The 22,987-nt window shown below is 76.4% G+C and carries 24 protein-coding genes; 17 read left to right on the top strand and 7 right to left on the bottom strand.

Translation table 11 applies throughout. From position 1 onward, the window contains the following. The first annotated feature begins 6 nt into the window (after positions 1-6). Genes BMZ33_RS23010 through BMZ33_RS23000 form a run of 3 tightly spaced genes read left to right on the top strand, consistent with a single transcriptional unit; the run spans position 7 to position 2,551 of the window. Complete coding sequence (locus tag BMZ33_RS23010) at positions 7-585, top strand: hypothetical protein (RefSeq protein WP_169063817.1); 579 nt, start codon at positions 7-9, stop codon at positions 583-585. Further along, complete coding sequence (locus BMZ33_RS23005; RefSeq protein WP_169063816.1) at positions 582-2,063, top strand: SRPBCC family protein; 1,482 nt, start codon at positions 582-584, stop codon at positions 2,061-2,063. The genes BMZ33_RS23010 and BMZ33_RS23005 overlap by 4 nt, the downstream gene beginning before the upstream one ends. Further along, positions 2,060-2,551: a tryptophan-rich sensory protein gene (locus BMZ33_RS23000; RefSeq protein WP_169063815.1), complete on the top strand. Its 492-nt coding sequence runs from the start codon at positions 2,060-2,062 to the stop codon at positions 2,549-2,551. Before BMZ33_RS23005 ends, BMZ33_RS23000 begins: the two co-directional genes overlap by 4 nt. Positions 2,552-2,717: 166 nt before the next feature. Here the strand turns inward: BMZ33_RS23000 and BMZ33_RS03115 are convergent, their stop codons facing one another. From BMZ33_RS03115 to BMZ33_RS03105, 3 genes are all read right to left on the bottom strand, one after another. Then, positions 2,718-3,740: an ABC transporter substrate-binding protein gene (locus tag BMZ33_RS03115; RefSeq protein ID WP_091107601.1), complete on the bottom strand. Its 1,023-nt coding sequence runs from the start codon at positions 3,738-3,740 to the stop codon at positions 2,718-2,720. Between the two features lie 81 nt (positions 3,741-3,821). Then, positions 3,822-4,250, bottom strand: coding sequence for a GlcG/HbpS family heme-binding protein (locus BMZ33_RS03110; protein ID WP_091107599.1), 429 nt, complete (start codon positions 4,248-4,250; stop codon positions 3,822-3,824). 53 nt (positions 4,251-4,303) lie between these two features. Next, complete coding sequence (locus tag BMZ33_RS03105) at positions 4,304-6,532, bottom strand: malate synthase G (RefSeq protein ID WP_091107953.1); 2,229 nt, start codon at positions 6,530-6,532, stop codon at positions 4,304-4,306. Positions 6,533-6,786: 254 nt separating this feature from the next. On the opposite strand from BMZ33_RS03105, the gene BMZ33_RS03100 reads away from it, so the two are divergent. The 3 genes from BMZ33_RS03100 to BMZ33_RS03085 all read left to right on the top strand — a co-directional run bounded on the left by BMZ33_RS03100 (position 6,787) and on the right by BMZ33_RS03085 (position 8,729). Continuing rightward, positions 6,787-7,173, top strand: a complete 387-nt coding sequence (locus tag BMZ33_RS03100) for a VOC family protein (protein WP_091107951.1) — start codon at positions 6,787-6,789, stop codon at positions 7,171-7,173. Positions 7,174-7,417: 244 nt separating this feature from the next. After that, positions 7,418-8,074, top strand: a complete 657-nt coding sequence (locus tag BMZ33_RS03090) for a maleylpyruvate isomerase family mycothiol-dependent enzyme (protein WP_169063814.1) — start codon at positions 7,418-7,420, stop codon at positions 8,072-8,074. Positions 8,075-8,171: 97 nt separating this feature from the next. Continuing rightward, positions 8,172-8,729, top strand: coding sequence for a DoxX family protein (locus BMZ33_RS03085; RefSeq protein ID WP_091107595.1), 558 nt, complete (start codon positions 8,172-8,174; stop codon positions 8,727-8,729). Between the two features lie 20 nt (positions 8,730-8,749). Here the strand turns inward: BMZ33_RS03085 and BMZ33_RS03080 are convergent, their stop codons facing one another. Both BMZ33_RS03080 and BMZ33_RS03075 read right to left on the bottom strand, forming a co-directional pair. After that, on the bottom strand, positions 8,750-9,427 hold the full coding sequence (locus tag BMZ33_RS03080; RefSeq protein ID WP_169063813.1) for an HAD family hydrolase: 678 nt from the start codon (positions 9,425-9,427) through the stop codon (positions 8,750-8,752). A gap of 135 nt (positions 9,428-9,562) precedes the next feature. Then, entirely contained in the window at positions 9,563-10,291 is a 729-nt protein-coding gene (locus BMZ33_RS03075) for an enoyl-CoA hydratase/isomerase family protein (protein WP_091107593.1), read from the bottom strand. A gap of 157 nt (positions 10,292-10,448) precedes the next feature. Between BMZ33_RS03075 and BMZ33_RS03070 the strand changes: the two genes are divergently transcribed. The 11 genes from BMZ33_RS03070 to BMZ33_RS03025 all read left to right on the top strand — a co-directional run bounded on the left by BMZ33_RS03070 (position 10,449) and on the right by BMZ33_RS03025 (position 21,103). Further along, positions 10,449-11,075 (top strand): hypothetical protein, encoded by a 627-nt coding sequence (locus BMZ33_RS03070; RefSeq protein ID WP_091107592.1) that lies wholly within the window; start codon positions 10,449-10,451, stop codon positions 11,073-11,075. A 214-nt stretch (positions 11,076-11,289) separates the two neighbouring features. After that, entirely contained in the window at positions 11,290-11,460 is a 171-nt protein-coding gene (locus BMZ33_RS22995; RefSeq protein ID WP_169063812.1) for a hypothetical protein, read from the top strand. Further along, positions 11,460-12,917 carry a purine-cytosine permease family protein gene (locus BMZ33_RS03065; protein WP_091107590.1) on the top strand — a complete coding sequence of 486 codons (1,458 nt, stop codon included), beginning with the start codon at positions 11,460-11,462 and terminating at the stop codon, positions 12,915-12,917. The genes BMZ33_RS22995 and BMZ33_RS03065 overlap by 1 nt, the downstream gene beginning before the upstream one ends. Beyond that, positions 12,917-14,023, top strand: a complete 1,107-nt coding sequence (locus BMZ33_RS03060) for an alcohol dehydrogenase catalytic domain-containing protein (RefSeq protein ID WP_091107588.1) — start codon at positions 12,917-12,919, stop codon at positions 14,021-14,023. Before BMZ33_RS03065 ends, BMZ33_RS03060 begins: the two co-directional genes overlap by 1 nt. A gap of 4 nt (positions 14,024-14,027) precedes the next feature. Then, the gene (locus tag BMZ33_RS03055; RefSeq protein WP_091107586.1) at positions 14,028-15,692 is read left to right on the top strand and encodes a nitrilase-related carbon-nitrogen hydrolase; all 1,665 of its coding nucleotides are present in this window, start codon (positions 14,028-14,030) and stop codon (positions 15,690-15,692) included. 77 nt (positions 15,693-15,769) lie between these two features. Beyond that, the gene (locus tag BMZ33_RS03050; RefSeq protein WP_091107584.1) at positions 15,770-17,113 is read left to right on the top strand and encodes an NAD-dependent succinate-semialdehyde dehydrogenase; all 1,344 of its coding nucleotides are present in this window, start codon (positions 15,770-15,772) and stop codon (positions 17,111-17,113) included. 153 nt (positions 17,114-17,266) lie between these two features. After that, on the top strand, positions 17,267-18,127 hold the full coding sequence (locus tag BMZ33_RS03045; protein WP_091107582.1) for a patatin-like phospholipase family protein: 861 nt from the start codon (positions 17,267-17,269) through the stop codon (positions 18,125-18,127). Between the two features lies 1 nt (position 18,128). Then, a complete protein-coding gene (locus BMZ33_RS03040) occupies positions 18,129-19,160 on the top strand; it encodes a 1-acyl-sn-glycerol-3-phosphate acyltransferase (protein WP_091107580.1) in 1,032 nt (343 codons plus the stop codon). A gap of 43 nt (positions 19,161-19,203) precedes the next feature. Then, on the top strand, positions 19,204-19,680 hold the full coding sequence (locus BMZ33_RS03035; RefSeq protein WP_169063811.1) for a DUF2975 domain-containing protein: 477 nt from the start codon (positions 19,204-19,206) through the stop codon (positions 19,678-19,680). Beyond that, complete coding sequence (locus BMZ33_RS03030) at positions 19,680-19,925, top strand: helix-turn-helix domain-containing protein (protein WP_091107576.1); 246 nt, start codon at positions 19,680-19,682, stop codon at positions 19,923-19,925. The genes BMZ33_RS03035 and BMZ33_RS03030 overlap by 1 nt, the downstream gene beginning before the upstream one ends. Beyond that, positions 19,922-21,103 carry an FAD-dependent oxidoreductase gene (locus tag BMZ33_RS03025; protein ID WP_091107574.1) on the top strand — a complete coding sequence of 394 codons (1,182 nt, stop codon included), beginning with the start codon at positions 19,922-19,924 and terminating at the stop codon, positions 21,101-21,103. Before BMZ33_RS03030 ends, BMZ33_RS03025 begins: the two co-directional genes overlap by 4 nt. Here BMZ33_RS03025 and BMZ33_RS03020 read toward each other — a convergent pair. Both BMZ33_RS03020 and BMZ33_RS03015 read right to left on the bottom strand, forming a co-directional pair. Further along, entirely contained in the window at positions 21,096-21,893 is a 798-nt protein-coding gene (locus BMZ33_RS03020; protein WP_091107572.1) for a phosphotransferase, read from the bottom strand. The genes BMZ33_RS03025 and BMZ33_RS03020 overlap by 8 nt on opposite strands. A gap of 29 nt (positions 21,894-21,922) precedes the next feature. Next, on the bottom strand, positions 21,923-22,870 hold the full coding sequence (locus BMZ33_RS03015) for a sugar-binding transcriptional regulator (RefSeq protein WP_091107570.1): 948 nt from the start codon (positions 22,868-22,870) through the stop codon (positions 21,923-21,925). Between the last annotated feature and the right edge of the window lie 117 nt (positions 22,871-22,987).

The raw sequence follows: 22,987 nt of genomic DNA, 5'->3' as shown, positions 1-22,987 counted from the left end.
AGCGTCGTGGACGTCCCGCAGCTCCTCGCCGACGTCGGCGACTGGGCGTTCGACCGGCACGCCGACGTGCTCAGCTGGTACGTCCGGCCCCTGTTCCTCGTCCCGCTGGCCTGGTTCGCCCACCGGCGCAGTGGCTGGGGCATCGCGGGCACCCTCGTCGCCCTGGCCAGCAGCACCTCCTGGTTCCCGGCGCCCGCGCAGCCCGATCCGCGGGTCCTGGAGTTCCTCGACTTCGAGCGGGAGTGGCTCACCGGGCCCTGGGACCTGCGGGAGGTCGGCCAGTCGCTGCTCGCACCGCTCACCCTGGGCGCCTACTGCCTGGCCTTCTGGCGTCGGTCGGTGGGCTGGGGTCTGGTGCTGCTCGACCTCATGGCCGGCGGGAAGCTGCTGTGGGGCGTCGTCGTGGGGAACGGCACGGGATGGGCGATGACCGTGCCGGCGCTGGTCGGGCTGCTGGTCTGCGACGCCGCCGTCCTCTGGGGGGTGCGGCGGGCGCGGGCACGCCGGGCGCACCCCGCGGTGGAGCCCCCGGTCCCGCCCGTCCGGTCGTCGAGCTCCTCGGAACCGGCCGGGACGACGCCGTGACCCCCGTGAGGGCGCCCGCCCGGGAGCACCGGCTGGTCGGCGTCGTCCGCCAGCACCCGGTCGCGAGCTTCCTGGCCTGGTCCTTCCCCGTCGGGCAGGTGATCGCCTTCCAGCCCGTCGTCGCGCGCGCGTGGTACGACGTCGACCTGCCCACGGCTCCGTTCGTCGTCCTGGCCAACCTGGTCGGACTGCTGCTGCCCGCGGTCGTGGTCACCCGCGTCGTCGACGGGCGGGCGGGGGTGCGTGCCCTGTGGTGTCGCGCGGCCCGTGTGCGGGTGCCGCCGCGCTGGTACGGGCTGGCCCTGGTCGTGGTCCCGGTGGCGTCCGCGGCGACGGCCGTGGCCCTGCTCGGGCCGCCGGACTCCGGGCGGGTGCTCGCCGCGGCCGTGGTCGCCGGGCTGGTGCTCCAGCTGCTCCTGGGGTTCCTCACCACCAACTGGGCGGAGGAGGTCGCCTGGACCGGCTTCCTCCAGACCCGCCTGCAGCACCGGCACGGACCGGTGCGGGCCGCACTGGCGACCGGGCCGCTGTTCGCGCTGCAGCACGCCTCGCTGGCGGTGGGCAACGGCTGGCTCGGTGGGATCACCGTCCTGCTGTTCGTCACCGCGACCGCGGTCCCGTTCCGCTTCCTGCAGGGCTGGGTGGCCAACCGGACGGGCAGCCTGCTCGTCGTCGGTCTGGTCCACGCGGCGGGGAACGCGACGACCGACGGCAGCGGGTTCGGCGGTCCCGGCCTGCTGCCGCGGCTGTACGCCGGCGAGGCGGTGGGCCCGGTGCACCTGCTGGCCAGCGCGGCCCTGGGCCTGGTCGTCGTGGCCGCCACCCGTGGCCGGCTGGGTGACGTCCGCCCGCCCGCGCCCCCCACCCCCGGCTCCGCGACCGGTCGGGCCGTGGCCGCCCGGGCCGCGTCCCCCCGTGAGCGCCCGGAGCGCGACCGGACGTCGCGGTCCGCCGGCGGTGACCGGCTGCCCCCTGCACCGACCCCCACCCCACCGGAGGAGAAGAGCATGTCCAAGGAGCTGTCCGCCGAGGTCGACATCCGGGCGACGCCGGAACGGGTGTGGGAGGTGCTCACCGACCTCGCCGCCTACCCGGCGTGGAACCCGTTCATCGTGGCGGCGGAGGGGGTCGTCGCTCCGGGGCGCCGGCTCACCCTGAGGATGCAGCCGGTCGGAGGCCGGGCGATGACACTGCGGCCGCGGCTCGTCGAGGTCGCCGCCGGCCGCGCGCTGCGCTGGCGCGGCAGGCTGGTGGTGCCCGGGCTGGTGGACGCCGAGCACGGCTTCGTGCTGCGGCCGCAGGCCGGCGGCACCCGGCTGGTGCAGGAGGAGACCTTCCGGGGCGTCCTGGTGCCGCTCGTCGCCGCATCCCTGGACCGGGGTACCCGGCCCGCCTTCGTGGCGATGAACGAGGCGCTCAAGAGGCGGGCGGAGGAGCCCGCGCGCACGCGGGCCGGTACCGGGCAGGGCACGCCGTGAGGCGGCGTTCGGTCCTCCGGGCGGGCGCGTGCACGGCCGCGGCGGCCGTCGCGGGGAACGCCTTCGTCGGGCGGCCGGCGATGGCCTGGTTCCGGGGCCTCGCCACCCCGCGCTGGCAGTTGCCGTTGCCCGCGTTCCTCGGCGTGGGCGCGCTGTACTACGGGGTCGTCGGCTACGTGCTCGCGCGGAGCATCGACCGTCGTGACGCCCGGAGCACCGCGTGGAGCCTGGCGGTCCTCGTCGGCAACGAGGCCTGGAACGGGGTCTTCTTCGGTCGACGGAGCACTCGTGCCGGCTTCGTCGGGCTGTGCGGGTTCCTCGTCCCTCTCCTGGCGCTCCGGCGCTCGGTGGCCGACGACGTGCCCGCGCGCCGCGCCCTGGCCCCGTACACCGCCTACGTCCTGCTCTACGACCTGCCCTGGACCCACCGGCTGTGGCGGCTGAACCCGGCACCCGTGCGGAGGCGGACTGCCTCCACCGGGGACTGACGAGCCGGCGCCCTGGTCGCCGTGCCCGCGCTGGAGCGCCGACGGGACCCCCGGGTCGACCGACCGGATCGCACCGGCCGGTGGTGGCGGAGGCCGGGACGGGGACGCTCGACGTCGGGTGCCGGACGCCAGGACCGCCGGAGGTGGCCCCGGGTGCGTCGAGCGCTCAGCCGAGCGCCGGGACCGCGGTGGCCGGGTCGCCGTCGGCGGCGGCGGCCAGGGCCGGCACGACCTCGTCGAGCAGGTAGGGCAGCGACAGCGGGCTGCCGAAGCCGAGCGCGGCGGACACGTCGCCGGAGTAGCCGCCGAGCAGCACGGTGCGGTCCTGGGTCACCACGTCGAGGGCGGAGAACAGCGAGTCCGCGTCGGCGTCGGCCCGGTCGTACCCGTTCACCGCCAGCACGTCGGCCTCCAGCAGGTCCAGCCGCTCCAGGCTGACGTCGGTGCTGGCGTCGGGGACGGTGAAGCCGAGGTCGGTGAAGAACTGGGTGCGCAGGTCGTCCGCGCCGAGCAGGTAGTGGCCCGAGCCGACGCCCGTCAGGTCCACGGCGAGCGAGCGGCCGGCGAAGTCGGGGTTGCCCTCGACCGCCTGCGCGAACCGGCCCTCGACGTCGTCGACGAGCCGCTGCGCCTCCTCCTCGCGGCCGAGCGCCCGGCCGATGAGCAGGGTCTGCTCCTGCCACGGGGTGGCGCCGTCGGCGTACTCGTCGGTCTGCGCGAGCGTCGGCGCGATGCCCGACAGCTGGTCGTAGACCGCCTGGTCCATGAAGGAGTACACGCCCACGATCAGGTCGGGCTCCAGGGCGGCGACGGCCTCGACGTCGATCTCCGCACCCCCGACGGTGGGGATCTCCTCCGCCGGGAGCAGCTCCTGCGCCCAGGGGCGGGTGGGAGCGTCGTAGTCGCCCAGGAGCTCGCGCTCGCCGACCGGGGTCACGCCGAGGCCCAGCACGAAGTCCTGGTCGTTGAACCCGACGGTGACCACGCGCTGCGGTTCCGCGGGGATCTCGGTGGTGCCGAACCGGTTCTCGATGGACACCGGGAAGCCCTGCGCGGGGGACGTCTCGGCGGCCGCCGCGGACCCGTCGTCCGCCGAGCCGCCGCAGGCGGTCAGCACCGCGGTCAGGACCAGGACGGCGAGGGGGACGGCGGGACGGGGCGGGCGCGGCAGGGACGACCTCTTCGACATGCGGTGAGGTTAGCCTCACCTCACTCGCAGGAAGCCGGGGCCCGGCCGGGGATGCGGGGGTCCCCGGCCGGGCCTCGGTGCTCAGTCCGGCTGCGCCTGCAGACCGGCCGCCTCGATGCCGGCGACGGCGGCGGCCTCGTCGTTGTCGGAGGTGTCCCCGGAGACCCCGACGGCGCCGAGCAGCGTCCCGGACCCGTCCCGGACGAGCACCCCGCCCGGGACCGGGACCAGCGAGCCCCCGACCGCCGCGGTGGCGGCGGCGATAAAGTACGGCTGCTGCTCGGCCCGGGCCATGAGGGCCCGGGAGCCCAGGCCGAGCGCGATCGCGCCGTGGGCCTTGCCGAACGCGATCTCGAACCGCTTGGTGGACGAGCCGTCCTCGCGCTCAGCGGCGACGACGTGGCCGCCGGCGTCGAGGACGACGACGGTCAGCGGCTTGAGGTCCTTCTCGCGGGCGGCGGCCCGCGCTCCCTCGATGACGGTGCGGGCGGTCTGCAGGTCGATGGCCATGGCGGCTCCTCCGGGTCGGGGACGGGTGGCGGGTGTCGGGGGACGGACCGTGCTCAGGACGCCGGGCTCGGCGCGCCGTCCGCGACGACGGCGTCGCGGGTCTCGGCCTCCTCGCCGCCCCCGGTCGCCTTGGCCCGCTGCCGCCAGGTGGTCAGCGCCCGCTCGGTGTAGCCGTTCGGCTCCCGCCGCCCGGAGAAGACCAGGTCGAGAGCCGCCTGGAACGACGGGCTCCCGTCGAGGTCGGCGCACATCGGCTGGTAGCCCGGCTCGCCGGCGTTCTGCTCGTCGACCACCGCCGCCATCCGGGCGAAGGTCTCGCGCACCTGGCCCTCCTCGACGAGCCCGTGGTGCAGCCAGTTCGCGATCTGCTGGCTGGAGATCCGCAGCGTCGCGCGGTCCTCCATCAGGCCGACGCCCTCGAGGGTCGGGACGGTCGAGCAGCCGATGCCCAGCCCGACCCAGCGCACGACGTAGCCCAGGATCGACTGCGCGTTGGTCTCCAGCTCGTGGCGCTTGTCCTCCTCGGGCAGGCCGGCGCCGCCGTCCGGGAGCACGGGCGGCACGAGCAGGCCGCGCCGGTCGGCCAGCGGGCGTTTCGCCAGCTCCCGCTGCACGGCGAGCACGTCGGTCTCCAGGTAGTGCAGCGCGTGCAGCGTCGCCGCGGTCGGCGAGGGCACCCACGCGGTGTTCGCCCCGGCCCTCGGGTGCCCGCCCTTGGTGTCGAGCATCTCGCGCATGGCGGCGGGCTTGGCCCACATGCCCTTGCCGATCTGCGCCTGCCCGGCGAACCCGGCCCGCAGCGCCACGTCGACGTTGCGGTCCTCGTAGGTCGTGAGCCAGGTCTGCGAGCGCTGGGCGTCCTTGCGGACCACCGGGCCGGCCTCGAAGTCGGTGTGGATCTCGTCGCCGGTGCGGTCGAGGAAGCCGGTGTTGACGAAGATGACCCGGTCGGCCGCGCGGGCGATGCAGGCCTCCAGGTTGACCGACGTCCGCTTCTCCTCGTCCATGATGCCGATCTTGAGGGTGGTCGGCTCGAGGCCGAGCGCCTGCTCCACGGCGGCGAGCAGCTCCACCGACAGGGACACCTCGTCCGGCCCGTGCATCTTCGGCTTGACGATGTAGACGCTGCCGGTCCGGGTGTTGGTGAACCGGCCCTGGCCGCGCAGGTCGTACAGCGCGGCGGTCGCCGAGACGAGGGCGTCGAGGACCTCCTCGAGGAGCGGCTCGCCGTCGGCGGTGCGGACGGCGTCCAGGCGCATGTGGTGCCCGACGTTGCGCACCAGCAGCAGCGAGCGGCCGGGCAGGGTGAGCTCCCCGCCGTCGGCCCCGACGTAGGTGCGGTCGCCGTGGACCTCGCGGGTCACCGTCTTCCCGCCCTTGCCGAACGTCGCCGTCAGCTCGCCGGTGCGCAGCCCCAGCCAGGTGCGGTAGGCGCCGACCTTGTCCGGCCCGTCCACCGTGGCGACCGAGTCCTCCAGGTCGACGATGGTGCTCACCGCCGACTCCAGCACGGCGTCGGACACCCCGGCGTGGTGCTGGGTCCCCACCTGCGTCGACGGGTCGATCCGGAGCTCCAGGTGCAGGCCGTTGCGGCGCAGCAGCACCGCGGCCGGGCGGTCGCCGTCCCCGGGCCGGTGCCCGGCGAACTGCGCCGGGTCGGCCAGGCCGGTGCTCCCCGCGGACGTGTCGACGGCGAGCTCACCGGGAGAGGGCACCCGGTAGGCGACGACGTCGGCGTGGCTGCCCTCGGCGAGCGGGAAGAAGCGGTCGAGCAGGCGGTCGGCCTCGGCGATGACCTGCGCGCCGCGCCGCTCGTCGTAGCCCCGGGCCGGCTCGTGCTCGGTCGGGAGGGCGTCGGTGCCGTAGAGGGCGTCGAAGAGCGAGCCCCAGCGGGCGTTCGCGGCGTTCAGGGCGTACCGCGGCACCGTCGCCGGCACCACGAGCTGGGGGCCGGGCACCTCGGCGATCTCCCGGTCCACCCGCGTGACCGAGACCGTGGGCTCCTCCAGCGGCAGCAGGTAGCCGATCTCGGTGAGGAACGCCTCCAGCGCCGCGACGTCGCCGGCCCCGTGCTCGCGGTGCCAGCCGTCGATCTGCTGCTGCAGCTCGTCGCGGCGGGCCAGCAGCTGCCCGACCCGCCCCGCGAAGCGCTCGTCCAGCTCGGCGAGGGTCGACCAGAACCACGCCGGCTCCAGGTCCAGCCCGGCCAGCAGCTCGTCGGCCACGAAGTCGCGCAGTGCGGGGTCGACCTGCAGTCCACCGGTAGCGCTTGCGTCACTCACGATCTCCACCCTCGTCCCTGTCGTCTGCCGGGACACCCCGTCCCGCTGTCGGAGTCTCCTTCCCGGCACGGGACGCCGTTGCACCTCCCCCTGGACGCGGACTCCGGGGATGCGGCGTCCCCGGTCCGGTCGTGCGGCTCGGACACCGTCGGACGGTGCACCGCCGGCTCGACGAGGTCCGGCAGGATCGGCACGCCATCGACCTCGGGACCGGCCGACACCGGCGCGTCCTGCGCCAGACGGGAGCAGCCCACGTGAGCCGGGACGACGACTTCACCCTCCGGCCCCTCCACCACGTCCAGCTGGCGATCCCGCCCGGTGGGGAGGACGCCTGCCGCGCCTTCTGGGGCGGGGTGCTCGGCATGCGGGAGCTCGCCAAGCCGCCGGTGCTGGCGGCGCGCGGCGGGTGCTGGTTCCGCGGCGGTGCGCTGGAGGTGCACCTCGGTGTCGAGGAGCCGTTCGCGCCGGCGCGCAAGGCGCACCCCGGGCTGCTCGTCGACGGCCTGGTCGCGCTGGCCCGCCGGCTGGAGGACGCCGGGCACCCGGTCACCTGGGACGACGACTTCCCCGGCCACGACCGCTGCTACGCCGCCGACCCGTTCGGCAACCGCCTGGAGTTCCTCGAGCCCCGGGCGACGTAGCCGGCGAGCGGATCCGGCCCGTCCGAGGGGCCCACGACCTCGATCTCGGCGACGGCGGTGTCCCCGCCATCGGACACGACGCGCAGCACGGACAGGCCCCTGACCAGCTCCGGCGGACGGCTCACCCGGCCGATCCTCACAGGGCGGGCCGGCGTGCGATCGACGTCCACCGGTGGGACCGATGACTCCGGGACCCGGCCGGAGTCGACGTCGGGGAGCCCGTTCCCCAGCACCGGAGGTCCCCGTGGCGGATGCCACCCCCGCTCGCGGCGCTCTCTGGGCGGCCGCCCACGCCGAGCGCGCCGCCCTCGCCGACGACCTCGCCGGTCTCGACGACGCCCAGTGGGCGCGGCCCTCGCTGTGCGGCCGCTGGACGGTCGAGGAGGTCGTCGCCCACCTCACCGCGGCGGGGAGCACCGGCCCGGTGCGCTGGACCGCCAGCGTGCTGGGCGCACGGTTCGACTTCGACCTGCACAACGAGCGGCGCCTGGCCGAGCACCGCGGCGCGACGCCGGCCGAGACGCTCGAGCGGTTCCGCCGCGTCCTCACCAGCACCACCTCGGCGCCCGGGCCCACCGCCGCGTGGCTCGGCGAGGTCGTCGTGCACGCCCAGGACGTCCGCCGTCCCCTCGGGCTCCTCCGCACCCCGCCCGTGGACACGGTCACCGCGGTGGCCCGCTCGTACGCCCGCCGGGACTTCACCGTGACCAGCCGCAGCACGATCGCGGGCCTGCGACTGGAGGCCACCGACGGTCCCTTCACCACCGGCGCCGGCCCGCTCGTCAGCGGCACGACCGTCGCGCTGACCATGGCCATGGCGGGCCGCATCGCTTACTGCGACGACCTGACCGGCCCCGGCGTCCCCGTCCTGCGCGCCCGCTGCGCGCCCACCCCACCGTGACACCCCCGCCCGATCCGCCCCGGCGGCAGCCGTGCCTGCGCCCGCCACCGCGCGATGGGGCAGGCTGTCCCCACGGACCCGAACCCCGGGAGGGGACATGAGCATCGGACGTCTGGGAGCGCGGCTCCTGATCGGCGGGCTCCTCGCCGGCCACGGCACGCAGAAGCTCCTCGGCTGGTTCGGCGGGCCGGGCCGCGCCGGCACCGAGGGCATGATGGAGGCGCTCGAGATGCGGCCGGCGAAGGTGCACGCCACGCTCGCCGGGGCCACCGAGACCGCCGCCGGCGCCCTGCTGGCCGCCGGCCTGGCCACGCCGCTGGCGGCGTCCGCGGTCACCGGGGTGATGACCACCGCCATCCGCAAGGTGCACCTGCCCAACGGCCCGTGGAACGCCAACGGCGGGTGGGAGTACAACGCCGTCCTCATCGCCGCGGTGACGGCGCTGGCCGAGACCGGCCCCGGTGAGCTCTCCCTGGACCGCGCGCTGGGCATCGAGCGGCGCGGGCCGGCCTGGGCGCTCGCTGCGCTCGCCACCGGGCTGGCCACGTCTCTCCTCACCGTCGAGCTCGGGCGCCGCGGCCGCCCCGGCGTCACCGCAGCCCCGGCCGCCCCGCCGGAGGACACCGCCGGGGACCCCACCACCGCCGGCGCCTGACCGCGCGGCCGGTTGCCGACTCAGCCGCGGAGGACGGCGAGGAGCGCGTGCAGGTCGTCGACCTCCACCGTCGGGGCGGGACCGTCCTGGTCCACGTGGTGGCCGGGGCGGCGGAGGCGGACGACCGGGATCCCGGCCTCCAGCGCTCCGCGCACGTCCCGGGCCGAGCTCGCCACGTGCACGATCTCGCCCGCGGAGGCCCGGGCGCGGTGGTAGATCTCGGGGGCGGGCTTGTAGGCGCGCAGCCGCTCTGAGGTGAGCACCTCGGCCTCCCGGGCGAGCGCGGCGACGCGGGTGCGGGCGAAGACGTCGTCGTCGACGTTGGACAGGATGCCGGTGCGCCGGTGCCGGGCGACGGCCGGCAGCCCCGTGGCGACGTCGGGCCACAGCGGCCAGTCGCCCACGCTGCCCAGGAGGAGCCCGACGTCCTCGCCCGGGTCGCCCGCGAGCCCCAGTTCGGCGTAGGCGCCGGCGAGCGCGCGCCGGGAGTGTTCGGCGAAGGGGACCCACGTCGCCAGGTCGCGCTGGGAGGCCTTGTTGCGCCGGTCCCACACGTCGTGGACCCGGTCGCCCGTGACCGGCCAGCCGCGCCGTCGGGCGAGGCCGGCGAAGACCGCCGACCCGCCTGCGCGGGAGTCCACCAGCGCGCTGAACAGGTCGAAGGTGACGAGCGCGCTCCGGGGCAGGTGCAGGTCCACGGAGGCCTCCTCGACGGTGCCGGGCAGAGGTGCAGGCAGGCAGGGCAGGGGCAGCAGGGTCGGTGCCGGGTCACGGCCGGATGGCGGGAGCCCGTGTGCCCACCGCTCCGGCCGCGGGCGGGCTCCTCCTCCGTCTCAGCGCCGGGCGAGTGCGGCGAGCGCCGCCTCGATCCGCAACCGGGTGTCGTCGGACGCCCACCCGTCGACGACGGCCGCGTCGTCCCCGGCGCGCGCCTCGATCGCCGCGTCCGCCGGGCGGTGGAGAGCGACCTTGGCCAGCCGGTAGGCCTCCGGTGACCGCGCGGCCAGCTCGGCGGCCAGCGCGACCGCCCGCGGCAGGAGCTCGCCGGGCCCGGTCAGCTCGTCGACCACCCCCAGGGCCAGCGCCCGCTCGCGGTCGACGGAGTCCGCCCCGAGCAGCAGGCGGCCGGCCCGGGGGCCGAGCGCGTGCCGGACGATCTCCAGGGCGGCCGTCGGGAAGGGGACGCCCACCGCCAGCTCGGGCAAGCCGATCCGCCCGCCCGACATGAGCCGCAGGTCGCAGGCGAGGGCCAGGACGCAGCCGCCGGCCATCGCGTGCCCGTTGACCGCCGCGACCGTGGGCCGCGGGTGGTCGAACACGGCGCGGAACGTACGGGAGAGCGCCGCCAGGAGCTGCTCGGTGTAGGGCCGGCCGCCGTCCAGGACCCGGCGCAGGTCGACCCCGGCGGAGAACGACGAGCCGCTGCCGGTGACGACCAGCGCCCGGTCGGACGCGGTGACCGCCCCGGTGAGGGCGTCCAGCAGCTCCACGTCGAGGGCGCCGACCCGGCCGTGCTCGATGCGCAGGACGGCGACGTCGCCCCGGTCCTCGGTGACCAGCACCTGGCCATCATGCCCGCCCCTGGCCGTGGCCACCCCGGACCCGGACCACGCACCGTGGAACCCGGTCCGTGGTGCGGCTCGTTCCCCGGGTGTCACCGCCGGCCGGCAGGGGCCGCCCGCACCGGCCGCCCGACGCAAGCCCACGGAACGGAGCCCCGTGCCTGTCCAGCAGCACGCCGCCGGGACCCTCGACGTCCGCGACGGGCACAGCGCCCTCGTCCGCGAGGCCGCCCTGGTGCACGCGCGGGCCCGCGCCGCCGAGCACCTGGTCCGGGAGGACCCGGTGGCCGCCGCGCGGGCGCTGCGCGGCCTGACCCGGTCCAGCGGCGCGGTCTTCGACGCGCTGCGCGCGACCGGGTCCCCGCGGGTCGCCGGGGGCACCGGCTCCGTCGCGCCGGCCGACCTGCTGGGTGGCTTCCGCGCCTCCGGGGGCTCGGTCCGCTTCGCCGCCTCCGGCCCGGAGCAGCAGCTCGCACCGGAGGGCGCGGCGGCGGTCCGCTGCGTGCTGGGGGAGGTGGTGGCGGCCGCGCGGGGGTCCGGGACGCTGTCGGTGTCGCTCACCTGGTCGCCGACCCACCTCGACCTGCTCGTGGGGCTGACACCGCCGCCCGCCGTGCCGGGTGGCCGGCGGGCACCCGTCACCGCGGACGACCTGGTGCGCTCGCCCGAGGCGGTGCGGCACGCCGGCGGGACCGTGCGGCTGGAGCTGCCGGCCGCCGGCGGGTCCGTCGTCGTGGTGTCGCTGCCGGTACCCGTCGAGGAGGGCCCGGACACGGGGGACTGACCCGCAGCCGGGCCGAGGCAGGGCCGGCAGCACCGCCCGCAGCACCGCCCGCAGGTCCTGCCCGTCACCCCGCTGAGGGCGGTCGCAGGACGATGTGGCAGGTGACACCCGCTCCCGGTGGACGGACCGGCAGGGGTGAGCTGGGACACGGCGCGCCTAGGCTCCCTCGACGGCGGTCCTCGGGCGGGACCGGCGGATCCCACGGGAGGGAGTCATGGACGACGTCGACCTCGAGGTGTCGCGGGAACTGGAGCGGCGGCTGGCCGTCATCGACGACGAGCAGCGCCGGGACCCGCACCCGCCGTTCCCCCGGAGCGACCTGCTCGTCCTGGTCGCGATCGTCGTCGTGTCGGTGGTCGTCGGCCTCATCGCGGGACTGGGCTGATGGCCGCGCACGAGGACGTGAGCCGCGAGGCGACCTTCGGGTCGCTGCCGGTCACGCGCGACGAGCGGGTCTGGAACTTCGCCGACTTCACCTGGGTCAACGTCGGCCTGGCCATCGCCACCTGGGCCTTCCTGGTGGGCGGGGCCACGGCCTCCCTGGTCGGCTTCGCCGACGGCCTGCTGGCCATGGTGATCGGCAACGCGATCGGTGTGGTGATCATGCTGCTGGCCAGCGTCGTGGCCAGCCAGCGCTACGGCGTCGAGCAGTACACCGTGCTGCGCAGCGTCTTCGGCTTCGGCGGGGTGGCGCTGATCGTCTTCACCGTCATCCTGTTCACCGAGATGGGCTGGTCGTCCCTGCTCAGCGTGATGTTCGGGCGGGCGGTCAGCCAGGTCTCCAACGAGGCCCTCGGCACCTCGATCGACCCGAGCGGCCTGGCGGTCACCGCCTTCGCCCTCGTCGCCATCGTGGCCGCCTGGGTCATCCTGGCCAAGGGCCCGCTGACGATCCGGTTCTTCAACCGGATCGTGGCCCCCGGACTGGCGGTCCTCACCGTCGGCATGCTGGTGCTGGTCTTCACCGAGACCAGCTGGAGCCAGCTCGTGGACGCCGCCCCGCTGGCGCCGTTCGAGGACGAGGGCCTGAACTTCGCCCTCGCCGTGGAGTTCAACCTCGGCGTCGGCTTCTCCTGGTGGCCGGTGATGGGCAGCCTCGCCCGGCTGACGACGACGCCCCGCGCGGCGATGTGGCCGGCCTTCATCGGGCTGTTCGGCGCGACGATCCTGGCCCAGGCGGTCGGCATGGCCGCCGCGCTGACCCTGGGTGACTCCGACCCGACGGTCTGGATGGTGCCCCTGGGTGGCGCGTGGCTCGGCGCGCTGGCGCTGGTCTTCGTGGCCTTCGCCAACCTGACCAGCCTGGCCTCGATCGTGTACTCCACCTGCCTGGCCCTGCGGCAGGCCGGCGGCCACCTCCTCACCCGCGTGCCGTGGCCGTGGCTGTGCGCCGGCTTCTTCGTGCTGCCGGGGGTCCTCGCCTTCTTCCCGGGGCTGCTCTACGACCAGTTCCTGCTCTTCGTGACCTGGACCGGGGCGTTCCTCGCGGCGATCTGCGGCACGGTCATCGCCGACTACTTCGTGCTGCGGCGGCAGCGCATCGACCTGCGGGGGCTCTACGGCCACGCGGCGGCGAGCCCGTACCACTTCACCGGCGGCTTCAACGTCGCGGCGCTGCTGTCCACGGGTCTCGGGGCGCTCACCTACGTGCTGCTCTACAACCCCCAGACGCTCGAGACGCGGCCGGCGTTCGACCTGCTCACCGCCTCGGTGCCGGCCGTCGTCGTGGCCGCCGTCGCGCACCTGCTGCTGACGGCGCTGCTGGTCCGCCGCGCCGGCCGGGGCGGTTACGACGCGCCGCCGGCCCCCGTGGCCGAGCGGTCCGGCGAGCGGAACGGCTGATGCCACGCACCGCACGCGCCGCCGTCCACGCCGGGACCGGTGACCGGCTGGAGATCCGCCCGGTCACCGTCGCCGACCCCGGCCCCGGCGAGGTGCTGGTCCGGCTGGGCGCCTCCGGCGTCTGCGGCTCGGACCGCCACGTCCTGGACGGCGAGTGGCACCTGCCCTCGCCGACGGTGATGGGGCACGAGGGTGCCGGCGTCGTGGAGGCGGTCGGACCGGGGGTGCAGGACGTCGCGGTCGGCGACCACGTCGTCCTGTCCTGGTACTACCCCTGCCGGCGCTGCCGGGCCTGTGCGCAGGGCAAGGCGTGGGCGTGCACCGGCACCCGGTCCGGCGAGTGCCTGCTGCCCGACGGCAGCACGCGGCTGACCGGCGAGGACGGCGGCACCGTCTACCCCTACCTCGCGCTGGGCACCATGGCCGAGTACGCGGTGGTGGCCGAGTCCGCCGCCGTGCGCATCCCGGCGGAGGTGCCCTTCGACGTCGCCAGCCTCATCGGGTGCTCGATCACCACGGGCGTCGGCGCGGTGGTCAACAACGCGCGGGTGCCGGCCGGCGCGTCGGCCGTGGTGCTGGGCTGCGGCGGCGTCGGCCTGGCGGTGGTCATGGGCCTGGCCCTCGTCGGGGCCGACCCGGTCGTCGCGGTCGACACCAGCGAGGAGAAGCTGGCGGCGGCCCGCTCCTTCGGCGCCACCTCCACCGTCCGGGCCGGCGCCGAGGACGTGCCGGCCCGCGTGCGGGAGCTGACCGACGGCGGCGCCGACTTCGCCTTCGAGGTCATCGGTCGCACCGAGACGATCGAGCAGGTGCCCGGGCTGCTGGCCACCGCCGGCACCGGGGTCCTCGTCGGGCTCCCTGCCGAGGGCCAGAAGGTGGCCATCGACGTCCTCGAGCTCGCCGAGTCGGGCAAGACCCTCGTCGGCTCCAACTACGGCGGCGCGGTCCCGAGCATCGACTTCCCCCGCCTGGCCCGGCTCTACCTCGACGGCAGGCTCCCGCTCGACGGCCTGGTCTCCCACCGGGTCCGGCTCGACGAGGTCAACGAGGCCTTCGACGCCATGCGGGCCGGGGAGCGCACCCGCAGCGTCGTCGTGTTCGACTGAGCGCATGACCCGTCAGGTCACGGTCGCCGCCCTCCAGCTGGTCGCCCGCCGCGGCGACAAGCGGGCCAACCTCGGGGCGATCGAGGAGCTCGGCGCCGAGGCGGCCGCCCGGGGTGCCGCCGTCGTCGTCGCGCCGGAGATGGCGGTCACCGGCTACTGCTGGCCGGACGAGGACGAGGTCCGCGACCTCGCCGAGCCGCTGGACGGCCCGTCGGTCCAGCGGCTCACCGCCCTGGCCCGGGCGACCGGCGCCTGGTTCGTCGTCGGCCTGCCCGAGGTGGACCGGGACCTCGGCACCCTGCACAACAGCTGCGTGCTGGTCGGGCCGGACGGGCTGTCGGGCGCCTACCGCAAGATCCACCCCTTCCTGGCCGATCCGTTCTGGGCGGTCGACGGCAACGAGGTGCCACCGGTGTGGACGACGCCGGCCGGCCGCGTCAGCCCGATGATCTGCGCCGACCTGGACTACCCCGAGGTGGCGCGGTACGCCGCGCTCGCGGGGGCCGACTGGGCCGCGGTGCCGACCGCGTGGGTGGACGAGCCGGGGCCCAGTGCCAGCTGGCGGCTGCGCGCCTGGGAGAACGCGCTGCCCGTGGTGGCGGCGGACATGGCCGGTGCCGAGCTGGGCGTGCAGTTCAGCGGCGGCAGTGCGGTGCTCGACCAGACCGGGCAGGTGCTGGCCTCCCGGGACGCCGGTGCGGGCGTCGTGCTGGCCACCCTGGACCTCGACGCCACCGCCCGCGCCCGCGCCACCGTGCTGGCCGGCCGCCGTCCGCAGGAGTACCGCCCGCTGGCGCTGAGCAAGCGCTGGCCGCGCCGGTCGGTGGACGGGCTGTTCGGGGAGCCCCCGGCGGAGGACCGCGTCGGCGTCGCCGTCCTGTCCGCGGCGGAGGGCGACCCGCCGCTGCCACCGGCCGGCGTGGGGCTGGCCGTGCTGCCGGCCTTCCTCCTGTGCGGGGGGCCGCCCGCGGACCCGTCGGCCGCCGCCGGCGCCGCGCGCGCCTGGCCCGCGGCACTCGACCGGCTGCGCGGCCTCGCGGGGCAGGCCCGGTGCGAGGTCGTGACCTCCCTCGTCGAGCCCGGGGCGGGGGAGGCCCTGCACCACACCGTGGTCGCGGTCTCCGCCGACGGCGGCGTCGCCGCGCACCGCGCCACCCACCTCGGGCGGCACGCCGCCTGGGCCACGCCCGGACCCGGCCCCACCCGGCCGCTGCGCCGGTCGTGGGGACGCCTCGGGCTGCTGGCCGGCGAGGAGCTCGAGCCCCCCGAGCCCTCGCGCGCCCTGGCGCTGCAGGAGGCCGACGTGCTCGCCGTGCCGGCGGCGGTCCGGTGGCCGTGGCCGGTGGACTTCCCGGGGTCCGACGTGCCCCTCGGCGCGGCCCTGCAGGCCCCGGACCCGTGCTTCGCGCACCCCGCACGGCTGCGGGCCGGCGACTCGCACGTCTGGATCGCGATGGCGGACGCGCCGGGTGCCACGCCCGGCGGGGTGTTCGCCCCCGATCACGTGCGCGTGCCGCGTGTCGAGGTGCTGGCCGACCGGCCCGGCTGGGCCGCGCTCACCTGCACCACCCGCGGCCCCGACGAGCTGGGCCGGGTCTGCGAGGAGAAGCCGCAGCTGGTGCGCCGCCGGGCCGACCTCCTGGCAGGTCGCCTGCTGGCGCCCACCTGAGGACGGGTGGTCCGCACGAGGGCGGGACCGGGTGTCCGCAGGAGGACGTCCGCAGGACACGAGGAGTGAGGGAGACGATGGAACAGCAGTACGAGGTGCTCGACCCGCGCACGGGCGAGACCGTCCGCAGCGTCCCGACGGCGACCGACGAGGAGGTCGCGCAGGCGGTCGAGGCGGCGGCCACCGCGCACCGGGACTGGTCGCGCCGCCCGCCGGCCGAGCGGGCGGCGGTGGTGCGCCGGGTGGGTGAGCTGCACCGCGAGCGCGCCGACGAGCTGGCGGCGGTCATCGAGCGGGAGATGGGCAAGCCGCACGCCGACGGCGTCGGCGAGGTGGAGTTCTCTGCCGACATCTACGCCTACTACGCCGACCACGCCGAGGAGTTCCTGGCCGACGAGCCGATCGAGGTGACCTCGGGGGAGGGGACGGCGCTGATCCGGCGGGCCTCGGTGGGCACGGTGCTGGGGATCATGCCGTGGAACTACCCCTACTACCAGGTCGCCCGCTTCGCCGCGCCGAACCTGGTCACCGGCAACACGGTGCTGCTCAAGCACGCCCCGCAGTGCCCGGAGTCCGCCGCCGCGATCGCGGAGATCTTCCGCGAGGCCGGCGCGCCGGAGGGGGTGTACGTCAACGTCTACGCCAGCAACGAGCAGGTGGAGACGATCATCGCCGCGCCCACCGTCCGCGGGGTGTCGCTGACCGGGTCGGAGCGGGCCGGTGCCGCGGTGGCCGCCACCGCCGGGCGGCACCTGAAGAAGGTGGTGCTGGAGCTCGGCGGCTCCGACCCGTTCATCGTGCTGAGCACCGACGACGTGGCCGCCACGGCCGAGGCCGCCGTCGCCGCCCGGATGGAGAACACCGGCCAGGCGTGCAACGCGGGCAAGCGGGTCATCGTCGTCGACGAGCTCTACGACGACTTCCTCGCCGCCTTCCGGGAGAGGCTGCTCGCGGCGGGGCCCGAGGCGCCGCTGTCCTCACCGCGCGCGGCGGCGAACCTCGCCGACCAGGTCGACCGGGCGGTCGCCCAGGGCGCGCGGCTGGAGACCGCCGGCGAGCGGTCCGGCGCCTTCTTCCCGGCCGGGGTGCTCACCGAGGTGCGCCCGGACAACGACGTGTACCGGGAGGAGCTGTTCGGCCCGGTCGCGCAGGTCCACCGGGCGCGCGACGAGCAGCACGCGGTCGAACTGGCCAACGACACCCCCTACGGGCTGGGGTCCTACGTGTTCACCACCGACCCCGAGCAGGCGATGCGGGTCGCCGACGCCCTCGACACCGGCATGGTGTTCGTCAACGGCGTGGGCGCCGAGGGTCCCGAGCTGCCCTTCGGCGGCACCAAGCGCTCCGGGTTCGGCCGCGAGCTGGGCCGCCTGGGCATGGACGAGTTCGTCAACAGGAAGCTCATCCGCACCGTCGCCTGACACCCGGCCCGGCGCGCCGTCCGCACCGGCGGCGCGCCGGGCCCGGCGTCCGACGCCCTCGGGCTGCTGGCTGGCTGGGCGGTCGCCGCCGATGCGGACGCGGCGGTGACCGGCCGGGCCTGAGGGCGCCGGGCCGCGTGACACGATGCGGCCATGGCGTCGCTCCCGGGTCCGGCCGGGACCGGTGGCACGGCGTTCGTCCTCGGCGGCGGGGGAGTGCTCGGCGCGGCCGAGGTCGGCATGCTGCAGGCCCTCCTCGAGCGCGGCGTCCGCCCCGACCTGGTGGTGGGCACGTCGGTGGGCGCAATCAACGGTGCCGTCGTCGCCGCCGACCCGGGGCCGGCCGCGGTCGACCGGCTGCGCGGCGTGTGGGAGGAGCTGGCCAGCCAGCGCGTGTTCGCCGGCTCGGTGCTCGCCCGGGTGGGCACCCTCGTGCGCACCCGCACGCACCTGCACCCGCGCGAGCCGCTGCGCGAGCTGCTCGAGACCCAGCTGCCGGTGCGGACCTTCGCCGAGCTGCGGGTCCCCTTCCAGTGCGTCGCGGCCAGCATCGAGCGGGCCGCCGAGCACTGGTTCACCGAGGGCCCGCTCGTCGACGCGGTGCTCGCCTCCTGCGCGGTGCCCGGCCTGCTGCCGCCGGTGCGGCTCGGCGGCGAGCACTACCTCGACGGGGGGCTGGTGCACAGCATCCCGGTGGGCCGGGCGGTCGCCCTCGGCGCGCGCACCGTCTACGTGCTGCACGTCGGGCGCATCGACCGCCCGCTGCGGCCGCCGGCCCGGCCGTGGGAGGTCGCCACCGTCGCCTTCGAGATCGCCCGGCGGCACCGGTACGCCGCCGACCTGGCCACGCTGCCGGAGGGGGTCACGGTGCACGTGCTGCCCGCGGGCGACCCGGCACCCCCGGGCGCCGGCAACCTGCGCTACCGCGACTTCTCCGGGGTGCCGGGCCGCATCGAGCGTGCGCGCGCCGCCGCGGGGGAGCTGCTCGACCGGCTCCCGGACGGGGGGACCTGAGGTGCTGCCACCCCGCCGCGTCCGGAGGATCGCCGGCCCGCTGCTGATCGGCGCGCTGGTGCTCGCCGTCGCCCTGCTGCCCGTGCTCGTCGTCGTCGCGCTGGTCGCCTCGCTGTTCCTCCCCGGCAGGCTGCGCGCCCTGCGGCTGCTCGGCTTCGGCCTGGTGTACCTGGCCCTGGAGGTGGCCGGGCTCGCGGCCGCGGCGGTGCTCTGGCTGGCCAGCGGCCTCGGCCGGCGGCTGGGGACCCCGGCGTTCCGAGCGGCCCACTACACGGTGCTGCGGCTGCTGCTCGACGTCCTGATGCGGGCCGCGCAGCGGCTGTTCGCGCTGCGGCTGGTCACCGACGGCGAGTCGTGGTCGCCGCTGGACGACGGCGTGCCCGGCTCGACCAACGCCATGGTGGTGCTGTCCCGCCACGCGGGGCCGGGCGACTCGTTCCTGCTGGTGCAGACGCTGATGAACCGCGACCACCTGCGCCAGCCGCGGATCGTGCTCAAGGACCTGCTGCAGGCCGACCCCCTGATCGACGTCTACCTCAACCGGCTGCCGAGCACCTTCGTCTCCTCCGGGCCGGGCGCCGGCGAGCGCGCGGAGGCCGCGATCGCCGAGCTGGCCCGCGACCTCGGCGAGGAGGACGCGCTGCTGATCTTCCCGGAGGGCGCGAACGTGACCCCGGGGCGCCGCGTCAGGGCCCTGCAGCGGCTGCGCGACCGGGGGCTGCTGGCGGCGGCGCGCCGGGCCGAGGCGATGCGCCACCTGCTGCCCCCGCGCCCGGGCGGGGTGGCCGCGGCGCTGCGGGCGGCTCCGCACGCCGACGTCGTCCTCGTCGCGCACACCGGCCTCGAGCACCTGAGCACGGTCCGCGACGTCTGGCGAGGCCTGCCCGTGGACAAGACGCTGCACCTGCGCTGGTGGTTCGTCCCGGCGGCGGAGGTGCCGCGGGAGGAGGCCGAGCTGACCGACTGGCTCTACCGCTGGTGGGCCACCATCGACGACTGGATCACCACGACGTCGGACGACACGCGGTCGTAACCTATTGACCATCGATAATTAGTCATCGAGGATCGATGCCGTGATGACGGCACGCCGGGCAGTGCTCCCGCTCCGGGTCCTCCTCGTCCTGCTCTTCGGGCTGCTGGTCGTGCTCGAGACCGTGTCGCTGCCCGGCCAGTTCGCGCACCTGGCCGAGCAGCGTCCCGACCTCGCCCACCTGCGGTGGCCGCTGACCGCGGTGACGGTGTTCTGGGTGGTCTGCGCGCAGGTGGTGGTCGTGGCCACCGGGAAGCTGCTGACGCTGTTTGAGCAGGACCGCGTCTTCAGCGACGGTGCCTCGCGCTGGGTGGACCTGGTGCTGTGGGCGATCGGTGCCGCCTGGGCCGTGCTGGTGGTCGTCGCCGCCGCCGTGGTGCCCACCGCCGACGACCCGGCCCTGCCGCTGCTGCTCCTGCTGGCGGTCGCCGGGGTCGGTGCGCTCGGGCTGCTGGTCGTGGTGGTGCGGGCGCTGCTGCGGCAGGCCACGACGCTGCGGACCGACCTGGACGCGGTCATCTGATGCCCATCGTGGTGCGCATCGACGTGGAGCTGGCCCGCCGCAAGATGAGCGTGGGCGAGTTCGCCGAGCGGGTCGGCCTGACGGCGGCCAACGTGGCCGTGCTCAAGAACGGCCGCGCCAAGGCCGTCCGGTTCAGCACGCTGGAGGCCATGTGCCGGGTGCTCGGCTGCCAGCCCGGCGACCTGCTCGAGTGGGTCCCCGACGAGCAGGAGGTCCCGCACGCCGCGCAGGAGGCGGCCCGGTGAGCCAGGGCACGGTCCGCGAGGAGGTCGACGTCCTGGTCGTCGGCGCCGGGCTGGCCGGGCTGCACACCGCCACCCGGCTGGCCGACGCCGGCCACGCCGTGCTGCTGGCCGAGCGCCGGCCCGCGCTGACCGGCGCCGTGCGCACCACCGGCATCCTCGTCCGCAAGACCCTCGACGACTTCGCCCTGCCGCCGGGGTGCCTCGGGCCGCCGATCCGGCGGGTCGTGCTCTACCCGCCGGGCCTGCGCCGCCCGGTGACCCTGGTCAGCGACCGCGACGAGTACCGGGTCGGCGACATGGGCCCGCTCTACGCCGCCGCGGCGCGCACCGCGCAGGCCGCGGGTGTGCGGCTGGCGCTGGGCACCCGCTACGCCGGCCGGGCGGACGGGGTGTCCCTGCTGGTGGGGCCGGGTGGGCCGGCCCGGGTGCGGGCCCGCTCCGTCGTCGGCGCCGACGGTGCCCGCTCGCGCGTGGCCCGCGACCTGGGCCTCGACCGCAACCGGCACCTGCTCGTCGGCGCCGAGGAGGTCTTCGCCGTCCCCGACCGCGGGCTCCCGCCGGCCTTCCACTGCGTGCTCGACCCCTCGCTGGCCCCCGGCTACCTGGCCTGGGTGGTCGACGACGGCCGGCACGCGCACGTCGGCGTGGCCGGCTACGCCGAGCGCTTCCCCGGCGGGCTGCGCCGCACGCTGGCGCGCTTCGCCGCCACCGCCCCCGGGCTGGCCGGCGTCCCGCGCCCCGCGGAGGTGGAGCGGCGCGGTGGTCCCATCCCGGTCGGCGGCCTGCTGCGCCGGATCGGCTGCGCCGACGGGCTGCTCGTCGGCGACGCGGCCGGCGCGGTCTCCCCGCTGACCGCCGGCGGCCTCGACCCGTGCCTGCGGCTGTCCGACCTGGCCGCCGAGGTCCTCGACGAGGCGCTGCGGACCGGCCGGCCCGGGGCGCTCGCCGCCTACGACGGCGCCGCGCTGCGCGCCGCCTTCCGCGGGCGGCTGGCGCTGCGCCGCGGCCTGGCCCAGGTGCGCACGCCCGCCGTCGCCGCGGCGGCGTTCGCGCTGCTGCGCACGCCGCCCGGGCGGGCCGCGGCCCGCCGCGTGCTCTTCGGCGACCGGTCCTTCCCCGGCGCCCGGCCCGCACCCGCCGCGGCCCGCCCCGCGCCGGCGGGCGCCCGGCTCAGCTGAGCGCGTCGCGCAGCAGGCCGGCCGACTCCAGGTACCACTGGTGGGTGTCGGCGGCCCGCCGGCTGGCGCCCCCGGCCCACCAGTAGCGGGCGAAGGCGGCGTGGCCGTTGGCGGCGGCGGTGGTGACGACGTCGTAGCACCACTCGTGGTTGGCCCGCACCGCGGCCGCCAGCCGGTCCCGGTCGCCGTCCTCGAGCCCGTAGGCGTCGGCGAACAGCCGCAGCCGGCGCAGCGCCCGCCCGCGCCGCGCGTCGTCGATGTGGCGGTCGGGGCGCAGCGGCGCCCACAGCCGGACGGCGCAGGCGACGTCCCACACCCGGCTGCCCGGGCTGGCGAGGTCGAAGTCGATGAGCGCGACCGCCCGCCCGCCGCGGAAGACGACGTTGTCGAGGTTGACGTCGTTGTGGCTGACCAGTTCCCCGGCGAAGTCCGGGGGCGGGGACGCCGGCCAGGGGTGCGGCCTGGGGTCGAGGCCGGCAACCGCGCGGTGGTAGTCGCGCAGCAGGTGCGCCACGCTCACCAGCGCCTCGTCGGTGAGCGCCCAGGACGGGTGGGGGGGCGTGACAGCGGTGCCGGGGACGTAGGAGAGGACCTCGCGCCCGTGGTCGTCGATCCCGAGGAACCGCGGCGCCCCGGGGAACCCGACCCGCTCGAGGTGCTCGAGCAGCGCGTGGGTGGCCGGGCTGGAGGGCCGCAGCGGCCGGCGGACGGTGTCGCCGACCCGCACCACCCGCCCGTGGTTGGTGGTGCCCCCCTGGAGCTGGACCTCGCGCTCGTCGTCGCCGCGCATCGGCCCCCTCCCCGACCCCGTCCGGTCCCTCACCCCTCGAGGACGGCGTGTGCCAGCGCCGTGTGGGTCACGATGCCACCGACCAGGCCGCTGCGGAGGGCGGCGCGGACGGCGGGCGCCTTGGCCGTGCCGTAGGGGACGACGAGCACCTCCGGGATCTGCCGCAGCTGCTCGGCGCCGATGCCGATCATGCGCGCGGACAGCCCGGTCGGGACCGGCTCGCCGTCGGCGGACAGGAAGACGCCGGAGACGTCGGCGACCACCCCGAGCCGGTGCAGGGCCGCGCGGTCGTCCTCGGACACGGCGTCGTACAGCGTCGACTGCCCGGGCGCCCACAGGCCGACGCCGGCGACCGCCCGGGTCACGTGCGGGAGCTGGGCGAAGGCGCGGGCGACCTCCGGCTGCCGGCGCAGCGCGGCCGCGGTCGCGGCGTCGGGGACGGTGAAGGGCGCGTAGAACACGTACGCCGTGCCGCCGGAGGCCCGGGCCACCCCGCGGACGACGTCGACCGAGGTGTCCGGGCCGCCGGGCACCGACAGCACCCCGGTCAGCTGCACCACCGGCGTACCGGGCAGCGGCGGCAGCGCCTCGGCCATCGCGCTCACCGCCCGCGCCCAGGCCAGCCCGAGCACGTCGTCGGGGGTGACCACCTCGGCCAGCAGCCCGGCGGCGGCCCGGCCCAGGTGACCGCGCAGCGACGCGTCGTCGTCGTCCGGGGTGTCGACGACGACGGCGTGCTGGAGGCCGTAGCGGTCGCGCAGCCGGACGGAGAGGTCGACGTCGATGCCGCCCTCGTGGCGGATCTCGATGCGGACCAGGCCGCTGCGGCGCGCGGCGTCGAGCAGCCGGGCCACCTTGAACCGGCTCAGGCCGAACTCGTCGGCGATCTCGACCTTGGAGCGGCCGTCGAGGTAGTAGCGGCGCGCGATCGAGGCGCTCAGCACGATCCCGGCCGGTCCCACCCGTTCCTCGGCCATCGGCCCTCCTGCCCCCGCCCCTGCTGTTGCTCATCTGAGCGTGGCGCGGCTCACTCTGGCACAACGCCTTGACGCACGGTCGGGTGCCGGAGAGACTCACGCCACACACATCTGAGT

It is taken from the genome of Geodermatophilus dictyosporus (assembly GCF_900115505.1).
Lineage (GTDB): Bacteria > Actinomycetota > Actinomycetes > Mycobacteriales > Geodermatophilaceae > Geodermatophilus > Geodermatophilus dictyosporus.
Note: the sequence above shows the minus strand (reverse complement) of the source record. Positions and strands in the feature narration are given on the sequence as shown.